Raw genomic sequence first — 13,961 nt, 5'->3', positions numbered from 1 at the left:
ATCGACGGCAGACGTGGCTCCTCTGCCTAGGTAATCAATTACACTACGTCCTCGCCTACGACACCGGCGCAGCTCTCGCACGTGAGCTGTACGGGTTAGCGCCGAGACGTCAACTGATTGGTTGCAATAGTTGTCCGTCTCGGACCGCACTGCAAGCATTCTCCAGGTTGACGCAGTTGCTGGAAGAGGGTCTCTTCTCCTGCTGATCACCTCGGCCGCAGGGACTTCAGACCGATAAATTGAACGCGGAAACAGGGTTGGGACGTCATGTCCGAATAGACCGAACCAGAACGGCAACCGCGGTCTACTGCCATATCTACTGCAGAATCGACTGTCACCGGTGTCTCGCACCGCGTAGATCGCTGCTAAGTGAATTTGGGCAACCATCAACTTGTCTTGCGGAAGATCTCCTCCGCAACCTGCACTGGAGACTTCGTCGCAGTGTCGATCGGCAGACGTTCGTCAAGTTCGCGAACCTTCTCCTCAGCCACGTTCAGATACTGTTGGGATACGTCTACGCCTATGACCTTCCGGCCCAGTGTAAGCGCAGCGACTGCTGTGTTCCCTGAACCGACAAAAGGATCGAGCACAACGTCCTCGACGTCGGTGGAGATCGCGATGCACCGTCCAGGCAAAGCGAGGGGGAATTGCGCTCCATGGCCATCTCCACCGGACGAGACTGGTAGAACCCACACGTCGGATAGCTTATCTCCCTCGTAGAGAGCATTCCGCCCACCCATACTGGCGGTTAGGCGGCGGTAGGCCTCCTTCTCGAACTTAGGAGCCCGTTGCGTCGAGAAGTGCATAACATACTCCAAGCTACGGCTCACGCGGGAGTTCTGCGGTTCGGGCAGGCTAATGATCTTCGCCCAAGTAATGGTGCTCTTAACGAAGTACCCGATTCGGCTAGCCCGAGAGGCTACTAACGCCGGGATCCCACACTGTTCCCCGTCTTTTACGTACGCGTGCCCGGCGCTGTATCGATGATGCTCGTGATCGCCCCATTTCTTTCGGTTGCGGCCATCCATCGCCTGCAAAGCCTCGTATGCGTTCCCTCGGATCTGCGTCCGCGTCATGTAGGTGTCCATCAGGTTCCACCAGATCGAAGCAGACTCGGTCAGTATTGGGCGCAACCGGTGAAGTACCTCGACTGTGTGACGAACGAAGCCTTCGGGCGTTTGCTCGTGGCCGTAGGCGCACTCCTCGCCGTCGGACCACTTGACGACGCGGGACTCTTTGTAAATGCGCATTCCCCAGTACGGAGTTGAGGTAACAACGCACTGCACGCTTCCAGCAGGAAGGGAATCAACGACTTGCATAAAGTCGCCATGGATTAACTTGTACTTCTGTTCATCAGAAAACTGCTCGATCCTCTTTACGGCCTTCGCATCAGCGTTCGAGAACAAATAGTCCAGAACCCGACTACGGGGCACGAATGTTTCCGCGAACGCGTCCTGGTCAAGCAATTCCAATATGTCCGCCACATCGACCCGCTTTTTGTTGCCGACAACCTTTCGGATGAACGACGGAGCCATGCCCACAACGGGAGCGACCGCCTCGATTGGGAAAGTCTCTGTGCGCTCCGCGTACGTCGTCCGATCCAACTTTGCGATCGCTGTCCGGGGATAGATGTTTGGTAAGTCTGGGGAGGGTGGCCCGGCAACGCGCTTCCGTCGTTGAGGAGTCTGGGAACTGCGGCCGGTGCTCATGATGCAACCCTAGAGCGTCTCACCGACGGCGATCGCTCGCAGTGCCCGCGTGTCGCGCTCTAGGACTCCTCTAGCCTGTCAGCATTACGTGAAGGTGGTATCCACCACGTCGATGAAAGAGGACCAGCATGCGGCTGAGCGCAGAGGCGATGAACGCCGCCCTAGCGGACTTCCAATCCCTGCAGTACTCCACTCAAGACGCGTCCGCCTACGAGGCATTCCTCTCCGCGAAGTGGGTGCACGCGAACCAGGACGGTGCTCTACCATCCTTCAGCAACATCGGCTTGGCAGTCCCCGAGGTGTTCACCGTCTTGCCCGAAATCCCTCTAGGGAGACTCGCCCCCTTCCGGTACGACTGGAAGACGGTCGAAGGAACGGGACGCAAGACCGTCTGGAACAACAACTCCCGGGGTGGGAACAAGAAGTCTCTTACGCTTTTCGCCAACCACGACATCCGCGGGGGTCTCCTTCCTGACGCAGCAGTCTTGCTCGGCGCGCTCCTCCCGGCGGAGAAGCCCGCGTGGCAGTCACTAGCTGTGCTGATCCTCCTTGACCATGAATTTGCAGAGGGCGACGACTGGTCCGTCGCGAAGGTAGAGTTACTCAACCGGTTGGGCCTCTCTCAAGCTGAGCTCGACGCCATCACTTCGCAAACACCGCTCGGCGTACCGCTCCTCGGACAGGTCGAGTGGGACGCAACGACGATTCCCGAGAGCCTCGGACCACCCGAGTCGGTGGTGGTACAGGCGCCGTCGACGCAGACTACGTCAGCGCCGAGGACCGCCCCCACGTCCGTCAGCGTCGACCCTCGCGTCGAGCGGATGCTCCGGCTCGCGATCAAGACCACTGCATCCATCCTGCTCGTCGGCCCACCAGGGACAGGTAAGGGCACGTTGCTGAAGTGGGCGCTAACCGAAATTTCCAAACAACCCGAGGCATTCGGCTTCGCTGACGGCTTCGCTCCCGACCCCATGTGGCGAACCCCCGATGAGAGTTGGACCTCGTTCGAGCTCATCGGCGGTCTCGCCCCCGATCCGACGGACGGCAAACTGCGCTGGACACCCGGCGCGTTACTCAGCGCCATCGATGAGGACCGTTGGCTGATTCTGGACGAGACCAATCGCGGCGACATGGACAAGATCATGGGTCCGCTCCTGACGTGGCTTTCAGATCAGGAGGTCGAGGTGGGGCGGTCCGAGACTCACGGCGGGACCGCGATCCACATCGGCTGGGGCAAGGGCCAGCGGTCGACCGTCATCGACGACCCGGATCAGCTACGTTACCTAGCGGGTACCGACTTTCGTCTGTTCGGAACCTACAACCCGCAAGACGCGCAGCGAGTGTTCAGGTTCGGTCAGGCGCTGTCTAGGCGGTTTGTCGTCATCCCTGTGCCGGCGATCAAGCCAGGGCAGTTCACACAGTTGCTTGAGGAGACGTTCGTGAGCCTCGCCGCCGACGCAGTTGCGGCGATCTCGGGTCTGTATGCCGCGCACCTGGCGGATAGCGCCACCGCACTTGGCCCAGCTGTGTTCCTGCGTATGGCGTCTTACTTGCTGGCCGGTCTGCCTCCGACACCCGATGACGCCGTTTGGCCTGCAGAAGACTCAGAAGGTGTCGACACCCCACTTCTTTCGGAGTTGCTAGCTGAGGCATACGTGATGGGCGTTGGTCGTTACCTCGCCGGATTCGACGATCGCACCTTCGATGCGCTGCAAGAACGAATCGTGACCGATGAGAACGGCCTTCCGCACGGACAGTGGATATGGGTAGCCAAGCAACGCAACGTTCTCAGTTAAGAATGCCGGCCCTTCCACGCCGAGGTCTAAGTGAACTGCTCCGAGGATGGACCAGTGACGGCCAGATATATGAGGCCCTCGGCGCGGCGGGCAGCGTGGATACTTCGTTTGAGTGGTCCGCGCGTGATATTGAACGTCGCGCGTCACGAGTGCTCCTCGAAAGGATGACGCCCGACCTGCAGCGCCTTCCTCTGGTCGCATCGGAATGGCTGCCGCATGTCCCGATCGCTGCGACCTTGTCGCGCGAGGTGGCTTCCCGGCCGCTAAGGCCGACGGATTGGGCTTCGACGGCGCGGCGCTTTGGGTGGCCGCCGTCCGCCTGGGTCGGGAACCCCCGGTCGCGTACGCACGATGAAACTACGGTGCAGGTCTTGGTGTGGGTAGCTCGTCGGTTGGACGCAATGTTGCATGGAGTCCAGCCGACGTCGAAGCTACTCGCGGAACAGATCGAACCGTACATCACATCGATGGCGGCGGTAGTAGACCTAGAATTTGATGACGTGGAACCCGTACGCCCTGATCGCCTCGACATTCGGTCGCTTGCCGGCTCCGGCGCACCGTGGTCAACGCTCGCGGTGGTGTCAGACGCTCTCGTACGAGCAGAGACCGACCTCGAGTTCCTCGCGTACGAAATTATTGAACCGATCCCGGACTTGCAGTGGCGCCTGTTCCACCTGTCTGTCCTTGGCGAGGTTCTCCAGGCACTGCGTGGGCTAAATGGACGCGTCCGGTGGAAGGCCCCGCTGAGCGCATCCCAGTCAGTTGGTCCGCAATTTGAAGTCGCGATAGGACAGGACGTTTGGGACCTTTGGTTCGAAGCGTCAGGCGCCGCGAAGCGGTACGGTGTCGAATCGCCCTACTGGTCTGCTACGTCTGCTGTGAACGTCGCCCGTAAAACGATCGGAGCTGACGTGATGCTCTGCCGGGCGGGATCGAGAGCATTGATGTTCGAATGTAAGTGGAGCATTGACGGCACTTATGTGGGCCGAGATGGGTACCACCAATCGTCGTCGTACCTAATAGAGGCGCGGTCGGGTTTCGCGACAGACGGATGGTCCTACGTGATCGGTCCCTCCGAGGTTGTGCCTGACCGTAGCGAAACCGCACTGGCGTGGCCCGGAGGGGCTGCGATGATCGGGGTGGGCAATATTGATCACGTGTCCCAGCTCGTGCGGGAAGTGGTGATCTTGTAGCCCAACTCTGAGGCCCGACCGGAAGGTTCGTGAATTGCAGTTCACACGAGAGCCGCTGCCGTGCGAGTTTGATCTCGTCTCCTCTGAGAGCGGCCCCGGATGACACGCCGCCTTCAGCGGTCTATTTACGAGTTGTCAACTTCACGGATACCGTTTCGGTAACGGTCTGGCTGCATCGTTGCTAAGAGCCCAGGACAGTGAAAACCACAAATCTACCCACCGCTAGGTTCAATGCCCTTCGGGAGGCAAATCCGAGTTCTCATGGGTCCGAAGACTCATTCCAGTGCCTCGGTCGGCATCACGGCCGTGCGATGATTCTGTAGACGTGCGGAATGCAGAGCCCTTAGCTGTCCGTGACGAGACCTTCTCAACAATTCGATCAATCACCCGGCTAGGGGTTTTCCATTTCATCGCTAGACGATCGTGGTCCATTCCATGTTCAGCAACGATGTCACGTAACTCATCCAACTTGAGAGCACCAAGCTGGCTACGGAGGCCTAATTCTCCCGAGTCCGCGTACACTTCGAATGGATTGAGCACACCCGGCGAACGGCGTCCGATTCGTTTGGACGGGTTCACCAGCTCTTCATCCGACACGAGCGCGCCGGCGATCGCAGTCGCGAATCTAGGACTACGCATCGCTTCGGTTGCCACGGCTTCCGTCAATCGAGCCAAACACTTTGCGAGATTCGGATCCTTTCTATGTAACGCCGCCAATGCGGCGGCCGCACTGTCTACAACCAAAGAATCATCCATTTCCTTTTTCATGTCACATCCTCGACTGCCTTGATGAACTCGCCAGCCAAGGTCCGAAAAACTTCGTGACCTCCCTGGTATTGATACTTCTGGCGGAGGGTAGACGTGCCCGCAAACTCCGCGGACCCGGCTATGGCGTTCGCCTCGGGTATTACCGTATCGAACACAACCGGCAAGTCATCACTCTCGCGAAGACGTTTAATGGTCGCGTTGTGCACGGTGGAAGCGGCCCTGTACTTGGTGACGACGATTCCTAATTCATGGATCGTGTCTCCAAGATTGTGCGCAAAAGCCTCTACTCGCGATTGGATCTGGGGAATTCCGTATGTACTTAACACATCTGGGATCGTTGGGATGATGTAGCCATCGCTAATCCTGAGCCCATTCAAAGTGACAATCCCGAGGTTTGGCGGGCAATCAACAAGCACGTAGTCATAGTTATCAAGAATCGGTTTCACAGCACGACGAAGAAGATCAGTTGGATTGTTCGAATAAAATTTGCCAGACGACATTGAGGCTAAACGGTCTTGGACGTCAATCAGGTCCAGGGACGAAGGAAGTAAGTCAACGTTGCGGACTTCCGCAACTGGGCTGACGTTCTTCTGTAAAACCTTCTCCAATACGAATCGACTGTCCTCCCCCTCTGCCCGCAAGGCATCCTCGAACAGTGAGGCCAAGGTGAAACCGTGGTCGTTGAGTTTGCGCCACTTCTCTTCGCCGATTAGCACAGTAGTTGCGTTGGTTTGCGGATCGAGATCAATCACCAGAACGCGTTTCTTGAATTGCGTCGCCAGTAATTCCGCTAAACCAATGGTAGTTGTAGTCTTTCCCACCCCACCCTTTAGGTTTATTGTCGAAATAACACTCGCCATGTGTCTACCCCTTCTTCGTAAGTACCTATCGATAGATCCGCGACTAAATACGGGACCGCTCCGCAACTCAGCCACAGGCGTCGGAAAGCGATCATCCCTGTTTCTCCAGTTTGCGACCACGTTGCGGCCTACTTTTGCGAGTTCCGCAACCTCCGCCAGTCCGACGAGTTCGTCCGCCATCGCCTTCCCCTGTGAAAGATGTTCACGTAAGGACTAGTGTGAACCTTGTTCACGCAGCTGTCAAGATAGGACCCTCCTTCGGGCAGAACGACCGACAGTCCCCGCCCATCGGTTTCGATGACTCGGCGCCGACCTGCTGTGACGGAACTAGCAGGGTTGCAACCTGATGGAGGAGGTCTGGCCTGCAACGCAGGCGCGCCAGAAAGCGTGAATACTGTGTCCTTTTGGGTGTACGCCGAGGCTCAAGGACGCCTTCCCTTCGACCTTCGATGTCGGCGGGTAGGGACACTCACACTGGCAACTGACTCCCCGACCGCCTCAGCTCCGAGAACGCTCTGATCCCTGTCGACGTAGCGGTAGCAACCGGCCGCAACTCCGGCCCAGCCTCTGTCTTCGACACCATCACAACGTTGTCCACGTACGGCTGAATGGTGCTGGTGTTCTGGACTGTGGCCACGATGATCAGCTGGAACCCGAACTTCCGGAACGCCGACAGCGCCTGCTGGGCGAACTGCGGGTCCGACTTCGAGAACGCCTCGTCGAGCATCAGCTGGGCGAAGATGGGCCGGTTGTCGTTGCCGTGAGGGCTGGCAAGGTTGAAGCTCAGCGCGCCGGCGAGACAGAAGGCCATCAGCTTCTCCTGCTCGCCACCGGAGTTGTCGCCGGCGTTGGAGTAGGTCCGGATGGTCTCCCCCGACTCTGCGTCATGCTCTTCGCAGTAGAAGTCGAAGCGGTTGCGCACGTCAAGGGCGTCGCGCGTCCACTGGCGGTCCTCCGGGGTGTTGCCGGCGAGGCGTTCGCGCAGCAGCAGGATGTCGGAGTACTGCTCGAGGATGGCCTGCTCATCACCGAAGCTGACCGCCGTTGCGCGGTTGGAGATCTGGCGGGCCTTCTCGGTCAGCTCCTCGACCGCGGCGAGCTTCTTGCGGCCCGGGACCAGCCGCAGGCGGGTGCCGCGGTTGAACGCCACCGCGCCCAGCCCGGTGTTGACGCGCTCGATCTGCTCGACGATGCGTCGTTCCTCGGCGTCGGCGGCCATGTGCAGGCCGAGGATCGCGCCGGGGGCCTGCTCGGTGATCAGGCGGCGCATCCGCTCGTAGGCCGACGGCAGCTCGCGCTCGTCGATGCGGCGGCAGACGGCGACATAGTCGTGGATGCGTTCGTCGAAGTCGTCACTGTCGTTGGGGATGGCGTCAGGGAACTCCTCGTCGTAGGTGTCCAGGATCCGGGCCAGCTCGTCGCGTGATCGTCGGGCATCAGAGCGCATCCGGTCGCGCTCGCGGCTCGCGGCCTTGACGATCTCCTGGCGGTACGGCTCCGGGTTGAGCACGTCGAGGGTTGCCGAGAGGTCCTCGCGGAAACCGTCGAGGGTCTTCTCCGCCTGAGCGGGAACGTCTTCGGGCTTCAACCGGTCGATGAGGTCGAGGAGCTGCGTGCGCCGCGAATCCTGACGGGCGATCTTGTCTTTGACCAACGCGGCCTGCGAGATTGCGTTGCGGACCTGCTCCCACAGGTCCTCGGCCTTGCGCTGCAACGCCTCGACGTCGGGATTCTCCTCGATCAGGAGGTCGTACTGATCGGTGAGCTGGTCGACGCGGTCATCGACGGAGTCGACGTCGATCTCGTTCCACTGCGTGAACTGCTCGCACACACGGCGATACGCGTCGCGGCGCCGTTCCTTGGCGCTGCGCTCACGATCGAGCTCTGCGCAATCCTGGCGGGCATCCTCGAACGCCCGTTCCTCGTACTCGAGTTCATCGCGCAGGGCGGCGATCTTCGACGCGACGTCGCCGACGAAGATGTACTGCGACCGGCGCAGCTGCTGGCGGTCGTCCTTCACCGCGAGCTTCGCCGAATCCTTGCGCAGACCCTGGTCGGTGACAGCCTTGGCGTGCTGGGAGAACTCGCCGGGACTGTCGACGCACATGTGGTTGCCCAGCTTCGACAGCACCGTCATCGCCTCGGCCGCGCACGGGTGCGAGGCGTCGACGGGACGCAGCTTCGACGCCAGGGTCCCCGGTTCCAGGACTGGCATCGGGCGAGAGTCGGCCTGGTGCAGCTGGATCCGGCCGCGCATGTCGTGCGAGTTCACGAACCGCAGGGCGGCGCGGAAGTGTTTGTCCGGCACCAGCAGGCGCAGGCCGACGTTCCGCAGGACCTTCTCGACGGCTAGGCGCCAGCGCTCTTCGTCGGGGTCGAGTTCGACGAGCTCGGCGACGTACTTCAGCTCGGACTCGTCGATCTGGAGTCCGTGGGCGATGGCGCGGCGCATCTCGTGCTCGGTGCGCGGCAGCGCGGAGCCGGCGTTCTCGACGCGGCCCAATTCCTCCAACGCGGCGTCGCGGCGGGTACGTGCGGCGACCTCGCTGGCCAGTGCCTCGGCATAGTGGGCGCGCCCGGCGTCGAGCTGACCGTCGATCTTGGCGGCCTCCTCCGTGAGTTCCTCGCGGAGCAGCCAGAATCCCTCGGCCCGGGTGGGCGGGGTGAAGCCGAGCGCGGAGACCTTGTCCTCGTACGCGTTGCGTCGGGCGGTGACCTCGGTGCTGAGCTTCTGTGCGCCGCCGAGCTGTTCGCGCAGCGGAGCGAGGTCGCCGGTGGACGTGGCGATCCGGGACAGCAGCAGGCTGTGGTCCTGGCGGAGCTGGTCGTGCTGGGTGGTCAGCGCGGCGAGATCGCCGTCGAGGCGGGTGATCTGGTCGTCGAGGTCGGCGACCTCGGGCTGCGCGTTGTGGATCCGCAGGTTGTTGACGTAGCTGCGGATGGTGGTGTTGTCGATGGTGTCGAGGACGGAGAAGGTGGCCGACTCCCCCGCGTACCGCTCGTGCACCTCCTCGATGTTGCCGAGGATGGTGCGCTTGCGGCGCGCGACGTCGAGTAGTTCGCGGGCTTCGACGAGCGGGTCGATCTGGTCGAGGGCGTCGGCGATGCCGACGATGCTGGTCGGGGCGTCGAGCATGAACTCCCGCACGAACTGCGCGAGTCCGCCGACGCTCTTGAGCGACTTGGCCTTTCCGAGGAGCTGCTGGGCGGCGTCGGAGCCGCGGATTCCGATGAGTGAGTACAGCGTCGAGAGGTACTTGCCCTCGCCGGGTCCGCCGCGCCAGCCGCGGTCGCGGAACTTGGCCGAGTTGTAGTTGTTGGCGGCCCACTCGTTGCAGGCCTCGACGATGTCGGCGTCGCCGTCGTAGATGAAGTACGAGCTGTGCGCGTCGGTCATCTTGCCCGCGGCAAGCCATTTCAGCACCAGGCCGGTGATGGCCTCGCCGGAGCTTGAGGTGTACGTGACCGCGATGGCCGCCCACGCCGGGCCGGTGCCCCGCAGGTACATGATCTCGCGGTGGGCGTTGGTGCCGTCGCGCCGCTCACCCCACGCGCCGCGCACGTACTTGCCGACCGTGCGCTTGCCGCTGGAGGATCCGGCCGCCGTCGCATCGCCCGAGGCGTTGAAGTTGCGTCGATGATCCGGCAGGAACGCCAGCGAGATGGCGTCGAGCAACGACGACTTACCGCTACCCGACGACCCGGTGATCAGAGAACCGTTGGGACTGAACGGGATCGAGTGATACCCGTCGAACACGCCCCAGTTGATCAGCTGCAACCGGGACAGGTGGTACTGGTCGACCTGCCCGCTCACCAGTCGTCTCCTTCGTCGTTCTCGCCGTACGCATTGTCGAGGTCGGCAGCGTCGTCGTCGCGTTCCGCAGGCTCGTCGGCGAGGTCCTCCGGCGGCACTTCCCCGGTGTCACCGGATCCGATGAACTGCTCGAATTGTCGCTGTAGGTCGGTGATCACCGACGCCGTCATCACCGCGGAGATCACCGGGCTGACGATGAAGGTGTCGGCGTCGTCGCGCTGCTTGCGCAGAAACTCGAGCTCCTCCATCTTGTCCAGGGCGCGTTCGATTCGCTTGTCGAAGAGCGCGAGGTCGCGGTCGATGGTGTTGGTGACGCCGGCGAACAGCTCGTGGATCTCCTCGCGGGTGATCAGGACCGGCTCGTCGCGAGCGGCACGCACGTACTTGGCCAGGTGCAACGCCAGGATGGCGTCGTAGGTGTGAATCGTCTCGCGCTTAAGGATCTTTCGGCCCCACCGCGAGTCGTATCCGGCCTGCTCGACGAAGGCGACCTGCAGTTCGTCGACGATGCGCAGCCGGAGGTCGAGTTCGGAGAGACGACCGCGCAGCACGTCCTGGTATTCGGCCACCCACGACCACAGCTGCGGCTGCCGGTCGCCGCTGACGTAGCGGCGGGTCAACAGGTTCTGCAGTGCCCAGCACGCGCGGTCGGGCAGCTCGCTGACGTCGCCGTCGAAGCGGGGAGCGTTCGGCGTGTGGGTCGCCGCGCGGTTCGCGACGGTGGGCAGGTCGTCGAAGCCGGCGAATTCGTCGGGGGTCGCGGGGGCGCTGGTCGCAGCGTCGGACTTGGGGTCGCCCTTCGTGGCTCGCTGCGCTCGCACCTCAGGGAGCAGAGGGTCGTCCGCTCGCACCTCAGGGGGCAGAGAGTCGTCCGCTCGCTTCGCAGGGTCGCCCTTCGTGGCTCGCTGCGCTCGCACCTCAGGGAGCATGTTGTTGGCTTCCTCAGGGAGCGAGGGGTCGGTCTCGTCGGTGGTGGTCATTCGGCGTCGACCTCCGCAGTCGGAATCGGTTCGGTGAAGGTCAGGTCGGGGACTTCGATGGCGTGGTCGTCGCCGATGAGGGACCGGAAGCGGACGGTGGTCATCGGTACCTTCCCCCTGCCGCTTGCTGTTTCGAGGCCCACGACCACAGGACGATCACGTGCGCGAGGTACGGCTCCTCGAGTCCGTCGATGACGTCGGCGAGGGCGACGGGCCCGGTGGCGACCGCGGCATTCACGGTGTCGGTGAGTTCGGTGGTGTCGACCTGGCCCGACAGCGATGCGAACGACGTGAGATCGGCGTCGACGGCGGCCGGGAGCGCCGGCGCGGGCGGCACGTGTTCGCGGATCTCGAAGGCGAGTCGGCCGATCGAGTTCACCGTCGGCGCGGCCAGGGGTAGCTCGTAACCGATGCGACGATCGGCGAGTGACGTCTTGAGCAGTTCGTTGGCGGTGGCCAGGGCGTCGTTGAGCTGGCGGGCCAGACCGCGGCTCTGCTCGAGCGTGCCGGACGCGACGAAGCGTCGGATACGGCGTGCACACCGCTGCCGGGTTCGGCCGACCTCGGCCATCTGCTGGGTCACGAGGCCGAAGAAGTTGTCCATCACCGACCGCAGGCCTGCGTCAATGCCCGGGAAGCTGTCGATAATGGTCTCGATATCGGACTTCAGGCGCGCGCGACGCTCCGGATCCTGGATCAGGTGCGAGAACGCCTGGTACGACGCGGACTGCGGCGAGTCGAGGAGCGCCTCGTAGTCGTCGAATAGCTGACGCTGGCGATCGCGGTAGGCGAGGTCGGAGTCGCCGGGGTCGTCGAGCAGCGCGGTGGTGATGCGGTCGAGCATCGCGCCGTACTGCCCGATGTCGGAGATGATCTGCTCCATCTGGTAGCCGATTGTGCGGGCGGCGTCCTCGGCCACGCGCAGGTCGACCGGGGGGCGTCGGCCGGCGTCGAGGTCGGCGAGTTCGGCGTCGAGGTCGGACATCTGCGCCTCGATCTCCGAACGGATCTGGTCGGGGTCGTTGCTGACCTGACCCGCGACGCGTCGGAGCTCGGCGGCGATACCGGTGATGGAGCCGCCGGTGGCGATCGAGTCCTCGCGACGCTGACGCCGCATGAAGTCCAGGACCGACCGCGCCTCACTGGTCAGGTGGCACAGGTTCGGGGCGTGCGGGTCGGTGGTGTCGGTGACGCGGTGCAGCCAGCCCTGCCGAGCCCAGAGTTTGACCAGGTCGAGGCCGGTTGCCTGATCGGTGAGGTCGAGGTCGGCGAGGTCGCGGTCCAGGCGCACGGTCAGCTCGGTCTCGGACAGTTTGGCGCCGTAGTCGAGGTGACGTTCCATCAAGGTGACGTAGAGAGCCGAGTTGGTGGCCGCGAAGAGTCGTCCCACCGCCGACTTCTGGATCGAGCGGTTCGATTCCCACGCGTCGGCCAGCGTGAGCTGCACAGACTCGGCGCCGCTCGACGCGCCGGGGGCCTCGACCGGAGCCGGGAAGGCTGAGAACTCCATCGCCGCCTCACGGGGATCTCGGGGACTAGAGGACCCGGGTAGTCTGCCACGCCTGGCGACCGCCGCCCCACCCGGTGGGTCGCGTGTCCAGCCGGGCACCGGCACGCTCGTTACGCTTGGCGGCATGGTGATGGCTGATCGTCCGGAGGTCCAGACCGCGTCGGCGCCGGTGACCGCGCTGACCGTCGTCGGACTCGCGCAGAGCATGATCAACGGCCTCGCGCGGGTCCCGTTCCGCAAGCCGTGGTCGGGCCCGTCCGGGCTGCTCGACAACCTTGGCCAGTCCGTCACCCGCCAGACCATCCGTGCGTTCATGGGCTACTCGATGGGACTGCCGATCGAGGAGTTCCGGTCGATGGAGAAGATCCTCGACGACGTGTGCCGCGTCGTGATGCCGCCCTTCGTCGAGCTGACCGACGGCGTCGAACTCACCGACGACATCGTCGGCGGCGTGCCCGGGCTGTGGTGTCGTGCCAAGGCGAGTTCCGACGCATATGTCGACGACTTTGACGACAAGCAGGAGATCGGCGCAACCATCCTGTACCTCCACGGCGGCGGTTACATCGGTACCTCGCCGATGATGTACTCGGCGTTCGCGTCGTCGCTCGTACGGATCTCCGGGCATGAGGTGTTCATCGCCGACTATCGGATGGCACCTGAATTCCCTTTTCCCGCAGGCGTTCACGACGCAGCCGACGTCTACCGCGGACTGCTGGGACGCGATGTCGACCCAGAACACATCATCGTCGCCGGCGACTCCGGTGGCGGTGGTCTCGCGGCGTCGCTGGTGGCCTACCTTCGGGACCACGACCTACCGCGTCCGGGCGCTTTGGCGTTGTTCTCCCCCGAGATCGACCTCGACCTCGACCACCCGTCGATCACCGACAACGCGCCCTACGACATCCTCCCCTGGAGCATCCCGGTCACGCCGTACCTGCATGGCGTCCAGCCGAACGACGCGCGGGTGTCACCGATCAACGGTGAACCCGATCCGTCGTGGTTCCCACCGACGTTCGTGTGCTGGGGCGGCAGCGAGATGTTCCGCGACGGCATACGCGACTTCGCGGCACGGCTCGAGGCGTCGGACGTGACGACCCACGCCATCGAAGAACCCGGCATGTTCCACGTCTTCCCCATCCTCATGCCCTGGGCCGAGGCGTCGAAGCGGGTGTTCCGGGCGTTGTCGGAGTTGGCCGAAGGGCATGTCGAAGGAGACCCCGAGGCTGCGCAGACGCACTGAGGGGGTGGGCTTTGCGTTTGGGCGGGACCCTTCGTGACGGCCCTCCGCAAGCTCCGGGCCTCCTCAGGGAGCAGGGGGTGACGGCCCTCCG

General features: G+C 63.0%; 7 protein-coding genes and 1 pseudogene. 2 read left to right on the top strand and 6 right to left on the bottom strand.

All coding sequences use genetic code 11. The features are described 5' to 3' along the window. Positions 1-386 precede the first annotated feature (386 nt). A complete protein-coding gene (locus MVF96_RS12375; RefSeq protein WP_247449222.1) occupies positions 387-1,709 on the bottom strand; it encodes a DNA-methyltransferase in 1,323 nt (440 codons plus the stop codon). A 128-nt stretch (positions 1,710-1,837) separates the two neighbouring features. Here MVF96_RS12375 and MVF96_RS12370 point away from each other — a divergent pair, with 128 nt between their 5' ends. Beyond that, on the top strand, positions 1,838-3,505 hold the full coding sequence (locus MVF96_RS12370) for an AAA family ATPase (protein WP_137810594.1): 1,668 nt from the start codon (positions 1,838-1,840) through the stop codon (positions 3,503-3,505). A 1,421-nt stretch (positions 3,506-4,926) separates the two neighbouring features. On the opposite strand, the gene MVF96_RS12365 is transcribed toward MVF96_RS12370, so the two are convergent. The 5 genes and pseudogenes from MVF96_RS12365 to MVF96_RS12345 all read right to left on the bottom strand — a co-directional run bounded on the left by MVF96_RS12365 (position 4,927) and on the right by MVF96_RS12345 (position 12,630). After that, a complete protein-coding gene (locus MVF96_RS12365) occupies positions 4,927-5,466 on the bottom strand; it encodes a hypothetical protein (RefSeq protein WP_212743655.1) in 540 nt (179 codons plus the stop codon). After that, a complete protein-coding gene (locus tag MVF96_RS12360) occupies positions 5,463-6,326 on the bottom strand; it encodes a ParA family protein (RefSeq protein WP_137810624.1) in 864 nt (287 codons plus the stop codon). The genes MVF96_RS12365 and MVF96_RS12360 overlap by 4 nt, the downstream gene beginning before the upstream one ends. Positions 6,327-6,795: 469 nt before the next feature. Beyond that, positions 6,796-10,140, bottom strand: coding sequence for an ATP-binding protein (locus tag MVF96_RS12355; protein WP_247449218.1), 3,345 nt, complete (start codon positions 10,138-10,140; stop codon positions 6,796-6,798). After that, positions 10,137-11,069, bottom strand: a complete 933-nt coding sequence (locus tag MVF96_RS12350; RefSeq protein ID WP_418930447.1) for a DUF4194 domain-containing protein — start codon at positions 11,067-11,069, stop codon at positions 10,137-10,139. Before MVF96_RS12350 ends, MVF96_RS12355 begins: the two co-directional genes overlap by 4 nt. A 47-nt stretch (positions 11,070-11,116) precedes the next feature. Next, a pseudogene (locus tag MVF96_RS12345) lies at positions 11,117-12,630 on the bottom strand (DUF3375 domain-containing protein). Between the two features lie 124 nt (positions 12,631-12,754). On the opposite strand from MVF96_RS12345, the gene MVF96_RS12340 reads away from it, so the two are divergent. After that, the gene (locus MVF96_RS12340) at positions 12,755-13,870 is read left to right on the top strand and encodes an alpha/beta hydrolase (protein ID WP_247449216.1); all 1,116 of its coding nucleotides are present in this window, start codon (positions 12,755-12,757) and stop codon (positions 13,868-13,870) included. The last annotated feature ends 91 nt before the right edge of the window (positions 13,871-13,961 follow it).

The organism is Gordonia hongkongensis (assembly GCF_023078355.1).
In the GTDB taxonomy this organism is placed as follows: domain Bacteria; phylum Actinomycetota; class Actinomycetes; order Mycobacteriales; family Mycobacteriaceae; genus Gordonia; species Gordonia hongkongensis.
The sequence above is the reverse complement of the archived record's forward strand: the minus strand, read 5'-3'. Positions and strand labels throughout refer to the sequence as shown.

Coding starts and splice junctions, on each gene's coding strand:
- MVF96_RS12375 (WP_247449222.1), bottom strand. CDS start 1,709: ATGAGCACCGGCCGCAGTTCCCAGACTCCTCAACGACGGAAGCGCGTT.
- MVF96_RS12370 (WP_137810594.1), top strand. CDS start 1,838: ATGCGGCTGAGCGCAGAGGCGATGAACGCCGCCCTAGCGGACTTCCAA.
- MVF96_RS12365 (WP_212743655.1), bottom strand. CDS start 5,466: ATGAAAAAGGAAATGGATGATTCTTTGGTTGTAGACAGTGCGGCCGCC.
- MVF96_RS12360 (WP_137810624.1), bottom strand. CDS start 6,326: ATGGCGAGTGTTATTTCGACAATAAACCTAAAGGGTGGGGTGGGAAAG.
- MVF96_RS12350 (WP_418930447.1), bottom strand. CDS start 11,069: ATGCTCCCTGAGGTGCGAGCGCAGCGAGCCACGAAGGGCGACCCTGCG.
- MVF96_RS12340 (WP_247449216.1), top strand. CDS start 12,755: ATGGTGATGGCTGATCGTCCGGAGGTCCAGACCGCGTCGGCGCCGGTG.